Annotated in this window: 19 protein-coding genes; 12 read left to right on the top strand and 7 right to left on the bottom strand. The window is 66.4% G+C overall.

All coding sequences use genetic code 11. The annotated features are described in order from the left end of the window. Positions 1-49: 49 nt before the first annotated feature. Positions 50-1,333, top strand: a complete 1,284-nt coding sequence (locus LO55_RS07265; RefSeq protein ID WP_071360982.1) for a Xaa-Pro dipeptidase — start codon at positions 50-52, stop codon at positions 1,331-1,333. Here LO55_RS07265 and LO55_RS07270 read toward each other — a convergent pair. After that, on the bottom strand, positions 1,330-2,244 hold the full coding sequence (locus LO55_RS07270; protein WP_071360983.1) for a LysR family transcriptional regulator: 915 nt from the start codon (positions 2,242-2,244) through the stop codon (positions 1,330-1,332). The two genes, LO55_RS07265 and LO55_RS07270, sit on opposite strands and share 4 nt — an antisense overlap. Positions 2,245-2,352: 108 nt before the next feature. Here LO55_RS07270 and LO55_RS07275 point away from each other — a divergent pair, with 108 nt between their 5' ends. The 3 genes from LO55_RS07275 to LO55_RS07285 all read left to right on the top strand — a co-directional run bounded on the left by LO55_RS07275 (position 2,353) and on the right by LO55_RS07285 (position 5,002). Next, positions 2,353-3,360, top strand: coding sequence for a zinc-binding alcohol dehydrogenase family protein (locus tag LO55_RS07275; protein WP_071360984.1), 1,008 nt, complete (start codon positions 2,353-2,355; stop codon positions 3,358-3,360). Between the two features lie 47 nt (positions 3,361-3,407). Next, a complete protein-coding gene (gene nfsB, locus LO55_RS07280) occupies positions 3,408-4,061 on the top strand; it encodes an oxygen-insensitive NAD(P)H nitroreductase (protein ID WP_071360985.1) in 654 nt (217 codons plus the stop codon). A 179-nt stretch (positions 4,062-4,240) separates the two neighbouring features. Beyond that, positions 4,241-5,002 carry an SDR family oxidoreductase gene (locus LO55_RS07285; RefSeq protein WP_071360986.1) on the top strand — a complete coding sequence of 254 codons (762 nt, stop codon included), beginning with the start codon at positions 4,241-4,243 and terminating at the stop codon, positions 5,000-5,002. On the opposite strand, the gene LO55_RS07290 is transcribed toward LO55_RS07285, so the two are convergent. Next, positions 4,962-5,609 carry a DUF6624 domain-containing protein gene (locus LO55_RS07290; protein WP_143054478.1) on the bottom strand — a complete coding sequence of 216 codons (648 nt, stop codon included), beginning with the start codon at positions 5,607-5,609 and terminating at the stop codon, positions 4,962-4,964. The genes LO55_RS07285 and LO55_RS07290 overlap by 41 nt on opposite strands. A gap of 82 nt (positions 5,610-5,691) precedes the next feature. Beyond that, entirely contained in the window at positions 5,692-6,171 is a 480-nt protein-coding gene (locus LO55_RS07295; protein ID WP_071360988.1) for a GNAT family N-acetyltransferase, read from the bottom strand. A gap of 145 nt (positions 6,172-6,316) precedes the next feature. On the opposite strand from LO55_RS07295, the gene LO55_RS07300 reads away from it, so the two are divergent. The 3 genes from LO55_RS07300 to LO55_RS07310 all read left to right on the top strand — a co-directional run bounded on the left by LO55_RS07300 (position 6,317) and on the right by LO55_RS07310 (position 8,002). Further along, on the top strand, positions 6,317-6,661 hold the full coding sequence (locus tag LO55_RS07300; protein WP_071360989.1) for a DUF6152 family protein: 345 nt from the start codon (positions 6,317-6,319) through the stop codon (positions 6,659-6,661). Between the two features lie 83 nt (positions 6,662-6,744). Beyond that, positions 6,745-7,149 (top strand): DUF6644 family protein, encoded by a 405-nt coding sequence (locus LO55_RS07305; protein WP_083415222.1) that lies wholly within the window; start codon positions 6,745-6,747, stop codon positions 7,147-7,149. A gap of 64 nt (positions 7,150-7,213) precedes the next feature. After that, positions 7,214-8,002: a glutaminyl-peptide cyclotransferase gene (locus LO55_RS07310; RefSeq protein ID WP_083415224.1), complete on the top strand. Its 789-nt coding sequence runs from the start codon at positions 7,214-7,216 to the stop codon at positions 8,000-8,002. Positions 8,003-8,016: 14 nt separating this feature from the next. On the opposite strand, the gene LO55_RS07315 is transcribed toward LO55_RS07310, so the two are convergent. The 3 genes from LO55_RS07315 to LO55_RS07325 all read right to left on the bottom strand — a co-directional run bounded on the left by LO55_RS07315 (position 8,017) and on the right by LO55_RS07325 (position 11,079). After that, complete coding sequence (locus LO55_RS07315; protein WP_071360991.1) at positions 8,017-9,042, bottom strand: zinc-dependent alcohol dehydrogenase family protein; 1,026 nt, start codon at positions 9,040-9,042, stop codon at positions 8,017-8,019. Between the two features lie 280 nt (positions 9,043-9,322). Then, the gene (locus LO55_RS07320) at positions 9,323-9,787 is read right to left on the bottom strand and encodes a DUF2269 family protein (RefSeq protein WP_071360992.1); all 465 of its coding nucleotides are present in this window, start codon (positions 9,785-9,787) and stop codon (positions 9,323-9,325) included. Further along, positions 9,787-11,079 (bottom strand): SDR family oxidoreductase, encoded by a 1,293-nt coding sequence (locus LO55_RS07325; protein WP_071360993.1) that lies wholly within the window; start codon positions 11,077-11,079, stop codon positions 9,787-9,789. Before LO55_RS07325 ends, LO55_RS07320 begins: the two co-directional genes overlap by 1 nt. Before the next feature lie 36 nt (positions 11,080-11,115). Between LO55_RS07325 and LO55_RS07330 the strand changes: the two genes are divergently transcribed. Next, positions 11,116-11,589, top strand: coding sequence for a hypothetical protein (locus tag LO55_RS07330; RefSeq protein ID WP_071360994.1), 474 nt, complete (start codon positions 11,116-11,118; stop codon positions 11,587-11,589). A gap of 43 nt (positions 11,590-11,632) precedes the next feature. Here the strand turns inward: LO55_RS07330 and LO55_RS07335 are convergent, their stop codons facing one another. Then, positions 11,633-12,574, bottom strand: a complete 942-nt coding sequence (locus tag LO55_RS07335) for a DUF808 domain-containing protein (RefSeq protein WP_005664250.1) — start codon at positions 12,572-12,574, stop codon at positions 11,633-11,635. Positions 12,575-12,793: 219 nt separating this feature from the next. Between LO55_RS07335 and LO55_RS07340 the strand changes: the two genes are divergently transcribed. The 4 genes from LO55_RS07340 (at position 12,794) to LO55_RS07355 (ending at position 16,208) form a co-directional block, all read left to right on the top strand. Further along, positions 12,794-13,015, top strand: a complete 222-nt coding sequence (locus LO55_RS07340; protein WP_071360995.1) for a BrnA antitoxin family protein — start codon at positions 12,794-12,796, stop codon at positions 13,013-13,015. A gap of 89 nt (positions 13,016-13,104) precedes the next feature. Next, on the top strand, positions 13,105-13,392 hold the full coding sequence (locus LO55_RS07345) for an HU family DNA-binding protein (RefSeq protein ID WP_005664253.1): 288 nt from the start codon (positions 13,105-13,107) through the stop codon (positions 13,390-13,392). Between the two features lie 124 nt (positions 13,393-13,516). Then, positions 13,517-14,155, top strand: coding sequence for a LysE family transporter (locus tag LO55_RS07350; RefSeq protein ID WP_005664254.1), 639 nt, complete (start codon positions 13,517-13,519; stop codon positions 14,153-14,155). A 136-nt stretch (positions 14,156-14,291) separates the two neighbouring features. Next, positions 14,292-16,208: a DUF6600 domain-containing protein gene (locus tag LO55_RS07355; RefSeq protein WP_071360996.1), complete on the top strand. Its 1,917-nt coding sequence runs from the start codon at positions 14,292-14,294 to the stop codon at positions 16,206-16,208. Positions 16,209-16,254 lie beyond the last annotated feature (46 nt).

The raw sequence follows: 16,254 nt of genomic DNA on the forward strand, positions 1-16,254 counted from the left end.
GTTGTCCGGTGTAAAGTTGCTATTTACCCATCCATTGCCCGGAGGCTGCTTGAACCGCTTGACCCTGAACGTCCTATCCCTGTGCCTGGCCGCCGCCGGCTGGTCTTCCGCCCATGCCGCGGATGTCGTCATCAGCGCCGACCGCCTGCTCGACGTCAAGAGCGGCCGCATGATCCAGAACCCCGAGATCCTCGTGCGCGACGGGAAGGTCGTCAGCCTCAAGGCGGATGCCGCGACGCCGCCAGCCGCCGACGCGACCCGCATCGCCCTGCCCGGCATGACCCTGCTGCCCGGCCTGATCGACATGCACGTCCACCTCGATTCGGATCCGACCTATGGGGGCTACACCGGCCTCGAATACAACGACCGCTTCTGGTCGGCATTGGCCGTGGCCCATGCGGGCAAGACGCTCGACGCCGGCTTCACGACGGTGCGCAACCTGGGCGCCTCGGACTGGAACGACGTCGGCCTGGGCCAGGCCATCGCCGCCGGCAAGGTGCGCGGTCCGCGCATCGTGCCCGCCGCCTGGTCGTTCGGCGCGACCGGCGGCCATTGCGACAGCACCTACTTCCCGCCGTCGATGGAGGAAAAGAACAAGTACAACGCCGACAGCCCGGACGAGGCGCGCAAGTCGGTGCGCGAGCTGCGCAAGTACGGCGCCCAGGTGATCAAGATCTGCGCCACCGGCGGCGTCTTCTCGCGCAATACCGAACCGGGCCAGCAGCAGATGAACCTGGCCGAGATGCGCGCCGCGGTGGAGGAAGCGCACCAGTGGGGCCTGCAGGTGGCGGCCCACGCCCACGGCGCGGCCGGCATCAAGGACGCGATCCGCGCCGGCGTCAACACGATCGAGCATGCGAGCCTGATCGACGACGAGGGCATCGCCTTGGCGAAAAAGCACGGCGCCTGGCTGTCGATGGACATCTACAACGGCACCTACACGGCGCTGGAAGGCAAGAAGAACGGCGTGCTGGAAGATAACCTGCGCAAGGACCGCGAAGTGACGGAGTTGCAGCGCCAGAATTTCAAAAAGGCGCATGCGGCCGGGGTCAAGATGGTGTTCGGCACCGACGCCGGCGTGCACCCGCACGGCGGCAACGCCAAGCAGTTCGCCGTGATGGTCCAGTACGGGATGACGCCGCTGCAGGCGATCCAGGCCGCCACCGTGAACGCGGCCGAGGCGTTGGCGCGCAAGGACATCGGCGTCGTCGAGCCGGGCCGCTATGCCGACATGGTGGCGGTGAAGGGCGATCCGCTCGTGGACGTCACCCTGCTGGAAACGCCGGCGGCCGTGATCCAGGGCGGCGCCGTCGTCAAGGGCGGCGCGCTCTAAACCTCGCCCAGCCGCTCCAGCAATGGAGCGCAGCGCTCCTTCAGGAGCGCATGCAACAGCTTCACCGCGGGCGAGAACTGCTTGCGGTGCGGGCACACCAGGTTCAATGGGGTGGCTTCGCCGGGCATGTCCGGCAAGACCACCTCGAGCCTTCCCGCCGTCACGTCCGCGCAGACGTCGAGCCAGGATTTATAGGCGATGCCTTCGCCGGCGACGGCCCAGCGCCGCACCACGTCGGCGTCGTCGCTCACCAGCGATCCCTTGACCTGCGCCACCTGGTCTCCTTCGGGCAGCGGAAAGCACCAGCGGTCATAGATGCGCCCGCGCAGGCGGTAGGCCAGGCAGCTGTGTGAAGCCAGGTCGGCCAGCGCCGAGGGGCGGCCGTGCCGTTCCAGGTAAGCGGGAGACGCGATCAGCACCCGCCGGTTCTCTGGCGCCACCGGCAGCGCGATGAAGCTCGCGTCATCGATCTGGCCGTAGCGCAGCGCGATGTCGACCGGGTCGCGGAACACGTCCGCCACCTGGTCCGACACCAGCAGCTGGATGTCCAGGCCCGGGTGGGCACGCCGGAACTCGGCGATCCACGGCAGCAGCACGTTGCGGCCGAAGTCGGACGGCGCCGCCACCTGCAAGGTGCCGGACAGGGACGCATTCTCGCCGCGCATGCCGTCATGGCCGTCGCGCAGCGCCTGCAGCGCATCCTGGGCAAAGGGCAGGTAGCGCTTGCCCTCGTCGGTCAGGCGCAGGCTGCGCGTCGAGCGCGCGAACAGGCGGACGTCGAGTTCGCGTTCCAGCCTCTGGATCGCCGCGCTGGCCTGGCCGGGCAGCAGGTTCACCTCGCGCGCGGCCTGCGAAAAGCTGCCCAGGGCGGCGGCGCGCACGAACAGCGACAGGTCGTCCAGGCGGATCATTTTCTCTTCCACAGTGAAAGTGAAACTCTGCCATGGCACTGTTTCGCCGGTTGATGCATCCCTAAAATGGTCTTCACTGCCCTGCTCACTTTATGCCTGGAGAAGAAAATGAAAGCGATAGTCTATACCCAACACGGCCTGCCCATCGACGACCCGCAGGCCCTGCTCGACACCGAACTGCCGATGCCGCTGGCCGGCCCGCACGACCTGCTGGTCGAAGTGCGCGCCGTCTCGGTCAACCCGGTCGACACCAAGATCCGCCTGGGCGTCGCGGTGAACGAGCCGCGCGTGCTGGGCTGGGACGCCAGCGGCATCGTGCGCGCCGTGGGCGCCAACGTGACCCTGTTCGCGCCGGGCGACGAAGTGTTCTATGCCGGCTCGATCGTCCGCCCCGGCTCCAACAGCCAGTTCCAGGCGGTCGACGAGCGCATCGTCGGCAGGAAGCCCGCCAATCTGGGCTTCGCCGAAGCGGCCGCCCTGCCCCTGACCTCGATCACGGCCTGGGAGTTGCTGTTCGACCGCCTGCGCGTGCCGGAAGGCGGCGGTGAAGGCAAGTCGCTCCTGGTCGTCGGCGCCGGCGGCGGCGTCGGTTCGATCCTGACCCAGCTCGCGCGCCGGCTCACCAAACTCACCGTGATCGGCAGCGCCTCGCGCGACGCCACCCGCGAATGGGTGACCAGGCTGGGCGCCCACCACACGGTCGACCACACCCGCCCGATGCAGCCGCAATTGGAAGAGCTGGGCTTCGCCAACGTCGACATCGTGATCAGCCTGACCCACACCGACCGCCATTATCAAGACATCATCGACGCGCTGGCGCCGCAGGGCCAGCTGGCGCTGATCGACGATCCGGCCACGCTCGACGCGGTGCCGCTCAAGCGCAAGTCGATCTCGCTGCACTGGGAGCTGATGTTCACCCGCTCGATGTTCGAGACGGCCGACATGGTGCGCCAGCACGAGCTCCTGAACCGGGTGGCCGCGATGATCGAGGACGGCGCCCTGACCACCACCCTGGGCGAGCACTTCGGCACGATCAACGCCGCCAACCTGCGCCGCGCCCACGCCCTCATCGAGAGCAACCGCGCGATCGGAAAAATCGTCCTTGAAGACTTTTAAGCCGCAGATCGCTTAAGATCGTCGGATTCATTATCAGAAGGAACACCATGAATATCCTGTCGGCCGCACAAAAACGCCATACCGCCAAAGCCTACGATGCGGAGCGCCGCATCCCCGAAGAAGTGATGCAGCAAGTGTACGACCTGCTGCGCAGCAGCCCGTCGTCGGTCAATTCGCAGCCGTGGCACTTCGTCGTCGCCAACACGCCGGAAGGCCGCGCGCGCATCGCCAAGGCGGCGCAGGGCGGCTACAGCTACAACGCAGCCAAGATCAACGACGCTTCGCACGTGATCGTGCTGTGCTCGCGCATCGACATGGACGAGGCGCACCTGGAAGCGCTGCTGGACCAGGAACAACGCGATGGCCGCTTCCGCGATGACGCCGCGCGCGCCGGCCAGGACGCGGGACGCCGCGGCTATGTGCGCCAGCACCGCTTCGGCGGCAAGGACGTGGCGCAGTGGCTCGAAAAGCAGGTCTACCTGGCGCTGGGCACGGCGCTCCTCGGCGCGGCCACGCTCGAGATCGACGCGACTCCGATGGAAGGCTTCGACCAGAAGATCCTGGACGAGGAGTTCGGCCTGAACGCGAAAGGCTTGACCAGCCTGGTGCTGGTGAGCTTCGGCTATTCGTCGGAAAGCGATTTCAATGCCGGCCTGCCGAAATCGCGCCTGACGCAGGAAGCGACCTTCACCTTCATCTGATCGGCTGCGGGTTAGTTCGCAACGGCGTGCAGCGATGCACGCCGTTGTTGTTTGTGCGTCTCCCTCGAATCCGGTCATCCGCATGATGGCTGAAATCGAGGGCTATACGACCAAACCGACATGTTGCTTCTCCGTAGACTGTTCACATCAACAGCGAAACACCAACCAGGGAGAAGACCATGCAAATGAATGACAACATCATCCTCATCACCGGCGGCGCCTCGGGCATCGGTCGCGGCCTGGCGGAAGCCTTTCACAAGCTGGGCAATACCGTGATCATCGCGGGCCGCCGCAAGGCGCTGCTGGACGAGGTGGTCAAAGCCAATCCGGGCATGCACGCGGTGGAGCTGGACATCGCCGACGCCGCCAGCATCAAGCGCGTCGCGGCCCAGGTGACGCAGGATTTCCCGAATCTGAACGTGCTGATCAACAACGCCGGCATCATGCCCTTCGACGATGCGGCCGGCGAGATCGACGAAGACACGATGCTGTCGACGGTCACCACCAACCTGCTCGGCCCGATCCGCATGAGTTCCGCGCTGCTGGGCCACCTGAAGCAGCAGCCGCACGCCACCATCGTCAACAACACCTCGGTGCTGGCCTACGTGCCGCTGGCCTCGACCGCCGTGTATTCGGCCACCAAGGCGGCGCTGCACTCGTACACGCTGTCGCAGCGCTTCATGCTGCGCGACACCTCGGTGACCCTGCAGGAAATCGCTCCGCCCTGGGTGAACACGGATCTGATCCACAAGGGCGACGATCCGCGCGCCATGCCGCTGGAGGATTTCATTGCCCAGACCATGGCGGGTCTTGCGACCGACAAGGAAGAAGTGGTGGTGGAGTCGGCCCAGCCGATGCGCGACAACGCGGGGCCGGGCGAGCACAAGCTGGTCAACGAGTTCAATGCCTATCTGGCGGCGAACCCGATTCCGACGCACTAGACGGCACGCAGTTCGCATTCTCCAGGACGATCTCTTTGTAGATGTCGAGCGGCGGCAGCCCCAAGGCGGCGCGCCGCGCTTCCACTTTCTCGCGGTCGTCCATCGTGTTGAAGTCGAAATTGCAGGGCTGCTCGGCCGGCGCCATCAACTGGGTGCCATACAGCTGGGGGCGCTGCTCGGCCACGGCAACCCGGTCCGCAAGATAGGCGAAGCTGGGGCGCACCGGTTCGCCGCGTTGCGCGGCCGTCTTTTCGAGCAGCGACAGGGTGTACTTCTGGAACGCCACGTCGTGGTCGGCATGCTGGACCAGCAGCCAGGCGTTGCCCTGGGCCTTCTCGCCATGCTTGTCCTTGTCCGGAAAACCGCATTGTTCGAACAATGCTTTCAGCCACGCCGTATTGGCACGGTCGACGATGCCCATTTGCTGCATCAGCTTTTTCTGGTCCGGGCTGTCCATTCGGCTGTAATCGAGGCGCTTGCGCAAGGCCTGGTCGGCGCTGACTCGCGTGGCGAGTTCTTGCGGATAGTTGTCGCAGGCGGCGTGGGCTGGCAGGGCGGTCAGGATGGCGGAAATCGCGATCCCCAGGGTTGCAGGCAAACGGTGCATCGGCGCTTGGGCGAAGTGGACGAATGGCTGAGTGTAAGCGGCGCCGGCGCACCGGTCCATTCGCCCTGCATGAGCCGCTGTCTCAGGAAGGCCGGGCTAGCTGCTTTTCCATGAATACCGATGCGAGATCGACCCCGCATCGGTGCGAATACAACTCTTCGCGCAGCGACACGAAGCCGGCGCGCTCGTAGAACGGCACGGCATTGAGCGAGGCCGAGACGAACAGGCGGGCCAGTCCGCGTTCGCGCGCCATCGATTCGAGCTGCCGCAGCAATTGCAGGGCGATGCCGCGGCCCTGGTGGCTCGGCTCGACGAAGGCGGCATTGAGCTCGCCGGTCTCCAGGTTCAGCACGGCGTAGCCCACGATCTGTCCTTCTTCCTCGGCCACGACGGCGCCGCCGGCCTGGACCAGCAACGGCAGCGAGGCGGGAGCCGGCGCGGCGCACCAGATGTCGATCACCGCGGCCGGGTAATGGCCGGAGCAACCGGCGCGCACCGCCCGGGTGCGCAATTCCCATAATGTCGACAGGTCGGCCAGGGTGGCAGGGCGGCGCGATGGCATGGCGTCTCCTTGAATGCGGGCAATAAATGCATACTATACCGCCGCCGGCATAGCCATTCCCGTAGAGCAGCCGTGCGCGCTTCATTCCATGTTCAAGGATATGCTTGCCGCATGCATCATGGATTTCTTCACTCTGGAGGAAACAATGAAACGCGCACTCCTGGCCACCGTATTGTCCATCGTGGCCGCCACCGCTTCCGCCCATCACGGGTGGAGCGAATACGATGCCAAGCAACCGCAGCAGCTGACCGGCACCATCGAAGAATCCGGTTACCAGCAGCCGCACGGCTTCGTGCGCCTCAAGACAGCCGACAAGACCTGGCTCGTGGTGCTGGCGCCGCCGGGGCGGATGGAAAACCGCGGCCTGGCAAAGGACATGCTGGCCGTCGGCAACAAGGTCACCGTCTACGGCTATCCCAATCGCAGCAAGGCCGATGAGTTGCGCGCCGAGCGCATCACCGTCGGCGACAAGGTCACGGAGCTGCGCTGAGCGTCGCGCCGGACTTCGTCCAGGATGCGGCCGCCTGGGCCGCCGCGACGCCGCTGGCGCAGGCCCTGCGCGACGATCCCTGGTTGTATCCGATCGTCGAGATCGTCCACATCGTCGGCTTCACCGTGCTGGTGGGGGCGGCGGCGATGTTCGACCTGCGCCTGCTCGGCTTCGGCCGTACGCTTCCCGTGCAGGCGCTGGCGCGCCACCTGCTGCCGTGGTCCTGGTTCGGCCTGCTGCTGATCGTGCCGAGTGGGCTATTGATGTTCTCGACCCAGCCCGAGTTGCTGGACAACGACGTCTTCGTGCTCAAGCTGGCGCTGATCGTGGCGGCCGGCGTCAATGCTCTCGTCTTTCATGCCGGCCCCTGGCGCGGGGCCGCCGGCTGGCCGGCCGGCGCGCCGGCCTGGGCCAGGCTGCATGCGGCGCTGTCGCTGCTGCTCTGGATCGCCGTGATCGCCTGCGGGCGCCTGCTGGCGTATGTCTGATGCGCAGTCGGGGGCGAACCGATGGCGATCGTGCTACAGTCTGTTGCCGCTTTTTCAGTCAACCATGATGCTCAAACAGTTTTCCACCTTCGCCGTCGCCTGCGCCATCGCCTGCGTGAGCGCGGGCGCCGCCCAGGCCGCGCCGCCGGTCTACGGTTTCGTTGTCAAGAATACCTACCCCCACGATCCCCAGGCTTTCACGCAAGGCCTGTTCTACCGTGACGGCCACCTGTACGAAAGCACCGGCCAGTATGGCCGCTCGACGATCCGCAAGGTGGAGCTCAAGACCGGCAAGGTGGTGCAGAAGGCCGATTTGCCGAAGGAGGTGTTTGGCGAAGGGGCGACCGCGGTGGGCAACCACCTGGTCGGCCTGACCTGGACTTCGCAGGTCGGCTATGTGTTCGACCTCAAGACCTTCAAGCTCAAGCAGAGCTTCAAGTACGAGGGAGAAGGCTGGGGCCTGGCCAGCGATGCCAGGCAGCTGTACATGAGCGACGGCAGTTCCTTCATCCGCATCCTCGATCCGAAGACGATGAAGGAGCTGCGCCGGGTGCAGGTCACGAGCGAGGGCCGCCCGGTCGAGCGCCTGAACGAACTCGAAATGGTCGACGGCGAGCTGTACTCGAACATCTGGGGCAGCGAACTCATCGCCCGCATCGACCCCGACAGCGGCAAGGTGCTCGGGGTGATCGATCTCACCGGCCTGCTGCCGCCCGACCAGCGCGGCACGAAGGAGGTCGATGCCGTCCTCAACGGCATCGCCTGGGATGGCAAGGGCAAGCGCCTGTTCGTCACCGGCAAGCTGTGGCCCAAGCTGTTCGAGATCGAGCTGGTGCCGAAGCTTCGAAAGTAAGCTGCGCTGCTGATCTAGGAGCGGTCGGTGACGTCGATCACGACCTTGCCGAAGTGCGCGCCGGACGCCATGTGGCGATACGCCTCCCGCGCCTGGCCGAACGGGAACACGCGATCGATCACCGGCTTGACGCCGCTCACGTCCACGAAGCGCATCACGTCTTCGAGCATGGCGCGGCTGCCGACATAGATGCCCACCAGGCGCTTGGCGCTGGCCAGCAGCGAGGCCGGATTGACTTCGCCGCCGAAACCGCTGACGCCGCCAATGACGGCGACGGTCCCGCCCATCGCGGCGCTCGACACCGATTTGTTCACCGTCCCCTTGCCGCCCACTTCCAGCACCACCTGGGCGCCGACGCCGTGGGTGAGGTGCAGCACCTCGTCGTGCCACTCGGGAATCGCCTGATAATTGATCGTGTGGTGGGCGCCCAGCTCGCGCGCCCGCGCCAGCTTGTCGTCGCTGGACGAGGTGACGATGGTGCGCAGGCCCGCCGCGCGCGCCAGTTGCAGGCCGAGGATCGAGACGCCGCCGGTGCCCAGCAGCAGCACGGTATCGCCCGGCTTGACGTGATTGCTGGAGACGAAGATCGCGTTCCAGGCGGTGACCGCGGCGCACGGCATGGTCGATGCCTCGATGAAGGACAGGCCGGCCGGGATGATGGCCAGCGCGTCCTCGTGCAGGATGACTTCTTCGGCCAGCATGCCGTCGATGTCGCCGCCCAGGCCGTGGCGCACCTTGTCAGGCGTCGGCCCGCCTTCCAGCCAGTGCGGGAAGAAGGAGCCGGCCACGCGGTCGCCGACCTGCACCCGGGTCACGCCGGGACCGACCGCCAGCACTTCGCCGGCGCCGTCCGAGCACGGGATGATGGGGTCCTCGACCGAGACCAGGTAGTTGCCGCCGGCGACCATCAGGTCGCGGTAGTTGAGCGAGACGGCGTGCACGCGGATGCGCACTTCGCCCAGGCCGAGGTCGCGCTCCGGGTAGTCGATGCACTGGAGGCCGTCGATGTTCGCGCCGTGAAGAATCTGGTAAGCCCGCATGCGTAAATCTCCTTCTGGTTGATCGGTACGCGGGCCATTGTACGCGGCTGCCCGAGGGCGGGACGCTCGCCAGTCGCGCGTCTGTCGAGTGTCGGGTTTATGATAAATGTGGATTCTTGGTTGCAACCCGCAAGAGGTAGAACATGGAAGAACAAGCAGCTTGGAAATTGCTTAAAACAGTACTCGGAGTCGCTGCCTTCATCGCCTTTGGCGTGGGCGTCTGGGGCGGGTGGACGGTGGCGAAAACGTATTTCGATACGAAGGATGCAGCACACTCCCGTTACACCGGCTTGGCCACCATCAGCCAGAAAATCACGATGAACGCCGCGAACGCCGGCACGCCCAGCGTCACCCAGATCCTGAAATAACGCCAGTACAGCGCCGGCAATGGCGCGTCAAGGCGCGCCGCCTCCGCCGCCATGTCGCGCATGCGGATCTGCAGCCACACCACCGGCAGCCAGCAGGCGCCGGCGATCACGTACAGAATGATCGACCACATGATCCATTTGCTGTGCAGCGGATAGCCGGCCAGGTGGATCATGTAGAAGCCCGTCAGCGGCTGCAGGATGGCGGTGGTGGCCGTGAACAGCCAGTCGGCGATGACGACGTATTTCGCCACCACCGCGATCGCCCGCACGTCGCGGCTGACGTTCGCGAACAGCATGTACCAGGCCGATCCGATGCCGGTGCCGAACAGCAGCGTCGACGAGACGATATGCAGCCATTTCAGCACCACGTAATCCATTATTTTTCCTCGAGTTGATACAGCAGCCAGATCGCCGCCAGCATCGGCAGGTTCTTGGTCAGCGGCCCGTAGGGATGCAGCAGGAATTCAGGCAGCTTGAACGCTATCACGATCGTATAAAACCCGATCAGGCCCAATTGTGCGAGCCACAGCCAGCGCCGCCGCGCCAGGAACAGGATGCCAAGCCCCAGCAGCAGGTCGAAGCTGGCGGCGCCATACAGCATCAATGGCTGCAGGTCGGGAGGAATGCCGGTGCGCGCCAGCAGCTCGTAGCTGGCCTCGACCGGATACAGGCCGAAGGAGACGATCGCGGTCAGGATCCACACCGCCGCGATGCTGTAGCGGAGCATCGGCAGCAGCCAGCCGAGCTTGGCGCGCGCGCGTTCGCCGTCCGGGTCGCCGATGAATTCATCCGGTGAGCGCGGCAGATGGCCGAGCAGCATCGCCGTCTGCATGACGTCGGCCGTGTTGTCGCGGTCCAGCATGCTCAGCGCATCGCGGCTGATGAGCGAACCCGGCAGGACGGCGGCCGCCAGCCGCGCCACCGGTCCCGGCAGGGGCAGCACACGCTGGCGCCCCATGCCCATCGATGAGCGCAGCAGGCCGAGATAGTCGGTGAACGGCATCGCCTGCGGCCCCACCAGCGGCACCCGCATCGAGGTGCCCGCTCCCGGCGCCATCGGCAGGCGGTGCTTGAGCAGGCCGACGATGGCCAGCGCCAGGTCGTCGACGTGGATCGGTTGCACCAGCTGCGGCTTGCTGCCGAAGCGCAGCGTGAACGGCATGCTGGCCAGGGCGCGGAAGGTGCGCGCGCTGGCGCCGTCGCGGCCGTACACCAGCGAGGGCTGGACGATGTAGGAGCGCAGCGGCAGCGAGGCCAGGTAGTCGTCGGCATCGCGCTTGGACAGGTGGTAGGGCGTCGTCGCATCGCGGTCGGCGCCCAGCGCCGACAGTTGAATCACCATCTGCACGTCGTGCGATTCGGCGCAGGCGGCGAACAGCGCGCGCGGCGTGTCGCGGTGCAGGCGGGCGAAATCCTGGCGTCCGCTTTCGCGGAAAATGCCGACCGTGTTGATCACGACGTCGATATGCGACAGGCGCGCCAGCCAGGTGGATTTATCGGTATCTTTGGAAAAATCGGCGTGGATAGTGCTCAAGCGCGGGTCAGCGCTTTTCGGAAGCTTCGCTTCAGGTGCTCTCACCGCGCACACGACGTGGTGGCCTTCGGTGAGCAACGCCTGCAGCAAATGTTGCCCGATGAAACCGCTCGCCCCCGTCAGCAAAATCCGCATCCGTGCTTCCCTTCACATCAAGTAAAAGAGGATTGTATGGAAAATACGGCATTACAGCGCGCACTCATCTCCGGGGCGACTTCGAGCATCCTGTCGACGGTGGCGATGTCCGTGGTCGGCAAGATGCAGACCGGCAGCGCCTATGCACCGACCAATGCCGTCAGCCACTATGTGCATGGCCATAAAGCAGGCTACCGCGACCGCTTCTCGCTGCGCTACACGGTTCCCGGCTACCTGATCCACCATGCCAGCGCGACCTTCTGGTCGTTCGTGTTCGAACGCGCGCTCGGGGGTGTGATGGACGGCAAGAACCCGATGGCCATCGCCGCCGCCTCGGCGGCGACCTCCGCGTTCGCGGCCTTCACCGACTACAAGCTGACGCCGCGGCCGCTGCAGCCGGGCTATGAAAAGCGCCTGTCGCGCAATGCGCTGGGCGTGGTGTATGCGGGGTTTGCGATCGGACTGGCGATCGGCGCCATCATGTCGCGCAAGAACGAACCGCCGAAATGAATGGCGAGCGGCGCGGGCCGGATGCCCGCGCCGATGAACGGGATCAGTGCGCGGCCGCCTTCTTGCCGCGCATGCGCTGCACCAGCGTCACCACGCCCAGCACCACGGCGCCCACCAGCACGCCGACCAGGGCATCGACCAGGATCGGCGCCAGGAAGGCCAGCACCCCACCGACCGTCGGCACATCGGCTACCGCGGCGGCCGCTCCCTGCGAAAAGTGGTGCAGCGCCGGCACCCCATGCGAGATGATGCCGCCGCCGACCAGGAACATGGCGGCGGTGCCGACCACCGCCAGGATCTTCATCAGGCGTGGCGCGGCTGCCAGCAAACCCTTGCCCAAGCTACGGGCGGCGCCGCTCTGGCTCTTGCTCAGGTGCAGGCCGGCGTCATCCATCTTGACGATGGCGGCCACCAGGCCATAGACGCCGACCGTCATCACCACTGCGATGACGGTCAGCACCAGGGCCTGCTGTCCGAGCGCCACGCCGGCCACGGTGCCGAGCGAGATCACGATGATCTCGGCCGACAGGATGAAGTCGGTGCGCACCGCACCCTTGATCTTGTCTTTCTCGAGCTGGACGATGTCGATCGCCTGGTTGGCCACGGCCGCCTCGTGCTGCGCCTTGTGCCGGGCCTCGTCCTGCGCGCTGTGCAGGTACTTGTGCGCCAGTTTCTCGAAGCCCTCGAAGCACAGGAAGGCGCCGCCGATCATCAGCAGCGGCGTGATCAGCCAGGGCAGGAAGACCGAGATCGCCAGGGCGGCCGGCACCAGGATCGCCTTGTTGACCATCGACCCTTTGGCCACCGCCCAGACCACCGGCAGCTCGCGATCGGCTTTCACGCCCGAGACTTGCTGCGCATTGAGCGCCAGGTCGTCGCCCAGCACGCCCGCGGTTTTCTTGGCCGCAATCTTGCTCATCGCGGCGACGTCGTCGAGGATGGTGGCGATATCGTCCAGGAGTGCAAGTAAGCCGACTCCAGCCATAGTTCTGCTCCTTCATGTCAAGTTGCTACGATATTAACCGAGCCGCCAAATGCTCGCTACACGGTTCGCGGAGCCGTTCGGCGCGGCTTTTTGCATTTCATGCCTGGAAATCTGCATCTCGTCGCTTTTGCCGGGCGACTGCCGGTCTGCATACGTATAGTGCAACGCTGAAGGTTGCGGCACTGCAGCCTCGTCCCCCCAAACGAAGGAGATCATCCAATGAATACCGATTCGATCCAGCCTGCCGCTTCCACTTCCGCTCCGGTCCGCCGCGCCCGTCCGCCGAAGCGCAAGACCCGCATCACGATCTATCTCGACGACGAGGTGCTGAAGGAATTCCGCAACTTGTCCGAGCGTTGCGGCACCGGTTACCAGACCCTGATCAACGCCGCGCTGCGCAACCGTTTGAGCGGTCCGGTCATCGAATCTGGCGTCGCATAAGGCTTCCTTTCAAATTTCCCTCGGGGAGCGGCATTACACATAGCAATATTTATGCTAATCTTCCCGCTCTTTTAACCCCGGAGGGATTTATGAAAAAAGGCGAACTGATCGCAGAATTCGCGAAGCGCACCGAGATGTCGGGCGCTGCCGCTGGCGACGCCGTGAACACCATCATCGAGATCATCACCGAGCGCCTGAAAAAGGGCGACACGGTGGGCATCACCGGCTTCGGCACCTTCTCGGTGACCAAGCGCGCCGCACGCAAGGGCCGTAACCCTGCCACCGGCGAAGTGATCAAGATCGCGGCGTCGAAGAGCCCGCGTTTCTCGGCTGGCGCGACCCTGAAGGCAGCGGTCAACCCGACCAAGAAGAAGTAATCAGTACCCGGCCTCGCGTCGCGGCCCGTTCGCGGGTCGCGCGCGCTGGCTGAATGTGTCGTTTCCTGCCCCCCCGGCAGTCGTCTTCCCCCTCCTTCCGCAGCACCATTCATTTTTCACCACCATGAGCTTCGCCACCTGGATCGCCTTCGTCATCGCCGGTTCGCTGATCGCCATTTCGCCCGGTTCCGGCGCGGTCCTGTCGATGTCGCATGGCCTGGCCTACGGCCTCAAGAAGGCCAGCGCGACCGTCCTCGGCCTGCAGCTGGGCCTGGTCCTGGTGCTGGTCATCGCCGGCGCCGGCGTCGGTTCGCTGCTGCTGGCATCTTCGGTCGCCTTCACGGCGGTCAAGGTGATCGGCGCGCTGTACCTGATCTATCTCGGCATCAGCCAGTGGCGCGCCGCCCCGGCGCCCGGCCCGACGGCGTCGACCGCCGGCCTGGAAGCGCATCCGTCCTTCGGCAAGCGCGTGCTGACCGGCTTTCTCACCAATACCACGAACCCGAAGGGCATCATCTTCATGGTCGCCGTGCTGCCGCAATTCATCGCCAAGGATGCGCCGCTGCTCACCCAGCTGGCGATCCTGGGCGTGACCATGGTGGCGATCGATTCGATCGTGATGCACGGCTACGCCGCCCTGGCCGCCTCGATGCAGCGCTTCATGCGCGATCCACGCCACATGCGCCTGCAGAACCGCGTGTTCGGCGCGGTGCTGGTGCTGATCGGCTCGATGCTGTTCTTCGTCAAGCGCCAGCCGGCCTGACAATGTGCATGGCGCCGGCTACTATTTCCGCTAAGCCGGCAGATGCAACTTTGTGTAACCCGCGTTGTCCACGTGGGAGCTCGAGCGTTGTAATGAGGCTGAACCACCCCGTCCGCGTTCCATCCTGGAGCATGTCATGACCCATCGCCTCGTCCATACCGCCGCCCTGCTCGCCCTGGCTGCAATTTCCACCTGCGCGTCCGCGCAGACCGTGCTGCAGACCGATCCGCCAGGGCAGGTCGAAGCGACCGGCAACGGCGTCATGGAAACCGAGCCGCCGGGCCGGGTGGGCCGCGTTTCCCTGGTCCAGGGCCAGGTCGAGATCGGCGGTGACGTCGGCGCCGAGAGCGCCGCCGCCGTGGTCAATTGGCCGGTCACCACGCGCAACCTCGTCACGACCTCGCCCGGCGCCCGCACCGAGATCCGCATCGGCTCCACCTCGATCCGCCTGGACGGCGACAGCTCGCTCGAGTTCACCGAACTGGACGACGACCGCCTGCGCCTGCGCCTACACTTCGGCAGCGCCAGCATCCGCGTCATGAACAGCGAGGTCGTGCCCGAGTTCGAACTGCGCACGGCCCAGGCGACCGTGCGCCTGACCCAGCCGGGCCGCCTGCGCGTGGACGCCGACCGCGTGCCCGACACCAGCCTGGTGAGCGTGCTCGATGGCGAGGCCCAGGTCGACGGCGCCGGCGCCAGCCTCACCGTGCGCGCCGGCCGCAGCGCCGAGGTACGCGACGAGGACGTGAGCACGCGCCAGGCGCGGCGCGACGAATTCGACGACTGGGCCCTCACGCGCGACCAGGCGCTGGTGGCCGGGCAGTCGTCGCGCCACATCGGCACCGAGATGACCGGCTACGAAGAGCTCGACCGCTACGGCAGCTGGAGCACCCACTCCGACTACGGCAGCCTGTGGACGCCCACCGTGGTGGCATCCGACTGGACGCCCTACCGTGACGGCCAGTGGAGCTATATCGCGCCGTGGGGCTGGACCTGGGTCGACAATGCGCCATGGGGCTATGCGCCCTTCCACTACGGCCGCTGGGTGCAGGTGCGCAACCGTTGGGCCTGGGCCCCGGGCCGTCTCGAGCGGCGGCCGGTATGGTCGCCGGCGCTGGTCGGCTGGGTCGGCGGCGGCAACTGGAGCGTCGGCTTCGCCTCGCACGACCTGCACGCGCATGGCTGGTATCCGCTCAGCCCCTACGACCGCTACGTGCCCGGCTACCGCCTGTCCAGCGAGCGCCTGCGGCGCCTGAACGACTGGCGCCACGCCACCCGCCGCGCGGCCCAGCAGCGGCCGGGACACCAGGGCCTGACCGTGGTGCCGCGCGAGCACTTCGGCGGCCGTGGTCCGGTGGTCGTGCCGCGCGCGCCGCGCCCCGACCGCGCGAACTTCGCGTTGCCGCGCGGACCGGGCAGCGCCCCGCCGCCGCCGCTGGTGGCGCGCGCCGACTGGAACCGCGGGAACAACGAACGGCGCGACCTGCTCGAGCGGCGCGAGGTGCGCCAGCGCCTGGAGACCGGCCAGGTGACGCGCGACGGCTTCGTGCAGGATCGCGGCCGCCTCGAGACGGACCCGATGGCGCGCCAGCGCGAGAGCAACGAGCGCCTGTCGCGCGAACGCCTGCAGCAGCAGGAGCGCGTCGTGCGCCAGCAGGAAGAGCGCGACCGCATGCAGCGCGACCTGGACAACCGCATGCAGGCCGACCGCATGAGTTTCGGGCGCCACGCCGAGCGCGAACGCGAGCAGCGCGAACGCATGCGCGAGCGCGCCGAACGCAGCCAGCAATTGCAGCAGCAGCGCCCGCCGGCCATGGCGCCCACTCCCGCGCCGGCGTTTGCTCGCCCCGAACCGCGACCGATGCCGCGGCCCGACGTGCGTCCGCCGCCGCACATGGTTGCCGCGCCGCCGCCACGGCCCGCCCCGCCGCCGCAGATGGTCGCCCCGACCGCGCCGCGCCCGCAACCGTCCGCGCCGGCCTTCACCCCGCGCGGCGGCGGCGAGCAGCGCGCCCATACGGATGCGCGCGGCCGGCAAATTCAGGAACGCTGAGGAAAACGCCGGCATTGGCTACAATGCGCATTTACACAGGATTAGT

The organism is Massilia timonae (assembly GCF_001866515.1).
In the GTDB taxonomy this organism is placed as follows: Bacteria; Pseudomonadota; Gammaproteobacteria; order Burkholderiales; family Burkholderiaceae_D; genus Telluria; species Telluria timonae.

Coding starts and splice junctions, on each gene's coding strand:
- LO55_RS07270 (WP_071360983.1), bottom strand. CDS start 2,244: ATGATCCGCCTGGACGACCTGTCGCTGTTCGTGCGCGCCGCCGCCCTG.
- LO55_RS07275 (WP_071360984.1), top strand. CDS start 2,353: ATGAAAGCGATAGTCTATACCCAACACGGCCTGCCCATCGACGACCCG.
- nfsB (WP_071360985.1), top strand. CDS start 3,408: ATGAATATCCTGTCGGCCGCACAAAAACGCCATACCGCCAAAGCCTAC.
- LO55_RS07285 (WP_071360986.1), top strand. CDS start 4,241: ATGCAAATGAATGACAACATCATCCTCATCACCGGCGGCGCCTCGGGC.
- LO55_RS07290 (WP_143054478.1), bottom strand. CDS start 5,609: ATGCACCGTTTGCCTGCAACCCTGGGGATCGCGATTTCCGCCATCCTG.
- LO55_RS07295 (WP_071360988.1), bottom strand. CDS start 6,171: ATGCCATCGCGCCGCCCTGCCACCCTGGCCGACCTGTCGACATTATGG.
- LO55_RS07300 (WP_071360989.1), top strand. CDS start 6,317: ATGAAACGCGCACTCCTGGCCACCGTATTGTCCATCGTGGCCGCCACC.
- LO55_RS07310 (WP_083415224.1), top strand. CDS start 7,214: ATGATGCTCAAACAGTTTTCCACCTTCGCCGTCGCCTGCGCCATCGCC.
- LO55_RS07315 (WP_071360991.1), bottom strand. CDS start 9,042: ATGCGGGCTTACCAGATTCTTCACGGCGCGAACATCGACGGCCTCCAG.
- LO55_RS07320 (WP_071360992.1), bottom strand. CDS start 9,787: ATGGATTACGTGGTGCTGAAATGGCTGCATATCGTCTCGTCGACGCTG.
- LO55_RS07325 (WP_071360993.1), bottom strand. CDS start 11,079: ATGCGGATTTTGCTGACGGGGGCGAGCGGTTTCATCGGGCAACATTTG.
- LO55_RS07330 (WP_071360994.1), top strand. CDS start 11,116: ATGGAAAATACGGCATTACAGCGCGCACTCATCTCCGGGGCGACTTCG.
- LO55_RS07335 (WP_005664250.1), bottom strand. CDS start 12,574: ATGGCTGGAGTCGGCTTACTTGCACTCCTGGACGATATCGCCACCATC.
- LO55_RS07340 (WP_071360995.1), top strand. CDS start 12,794: ATGAATACCGATTCGATCCAGCCTGCCGCTTCCACTTCCGCTCCGGTC.
- LO55_RS07345 (WP_005664253.1), top strand. CDS start 13,105: ATGAAAAAAGGCGAACTGATCGCAGAATTCGCGAAGCGCACCGAGATG.
- LO55_RS07350 (WP_005664254.1), top strand. CDS start 13,517: ATGAGCTTCGCCACCTGGATCGCCTTCGTCATCGCCGGTTCGCTGATC.
- LO55_RS07355 (WP_071360996.1), top strand. CDS start 14,292: ATGACCCATCGCCTCGTCCATACCGCCGCCCTGCTCGCCCTGGCTGCA.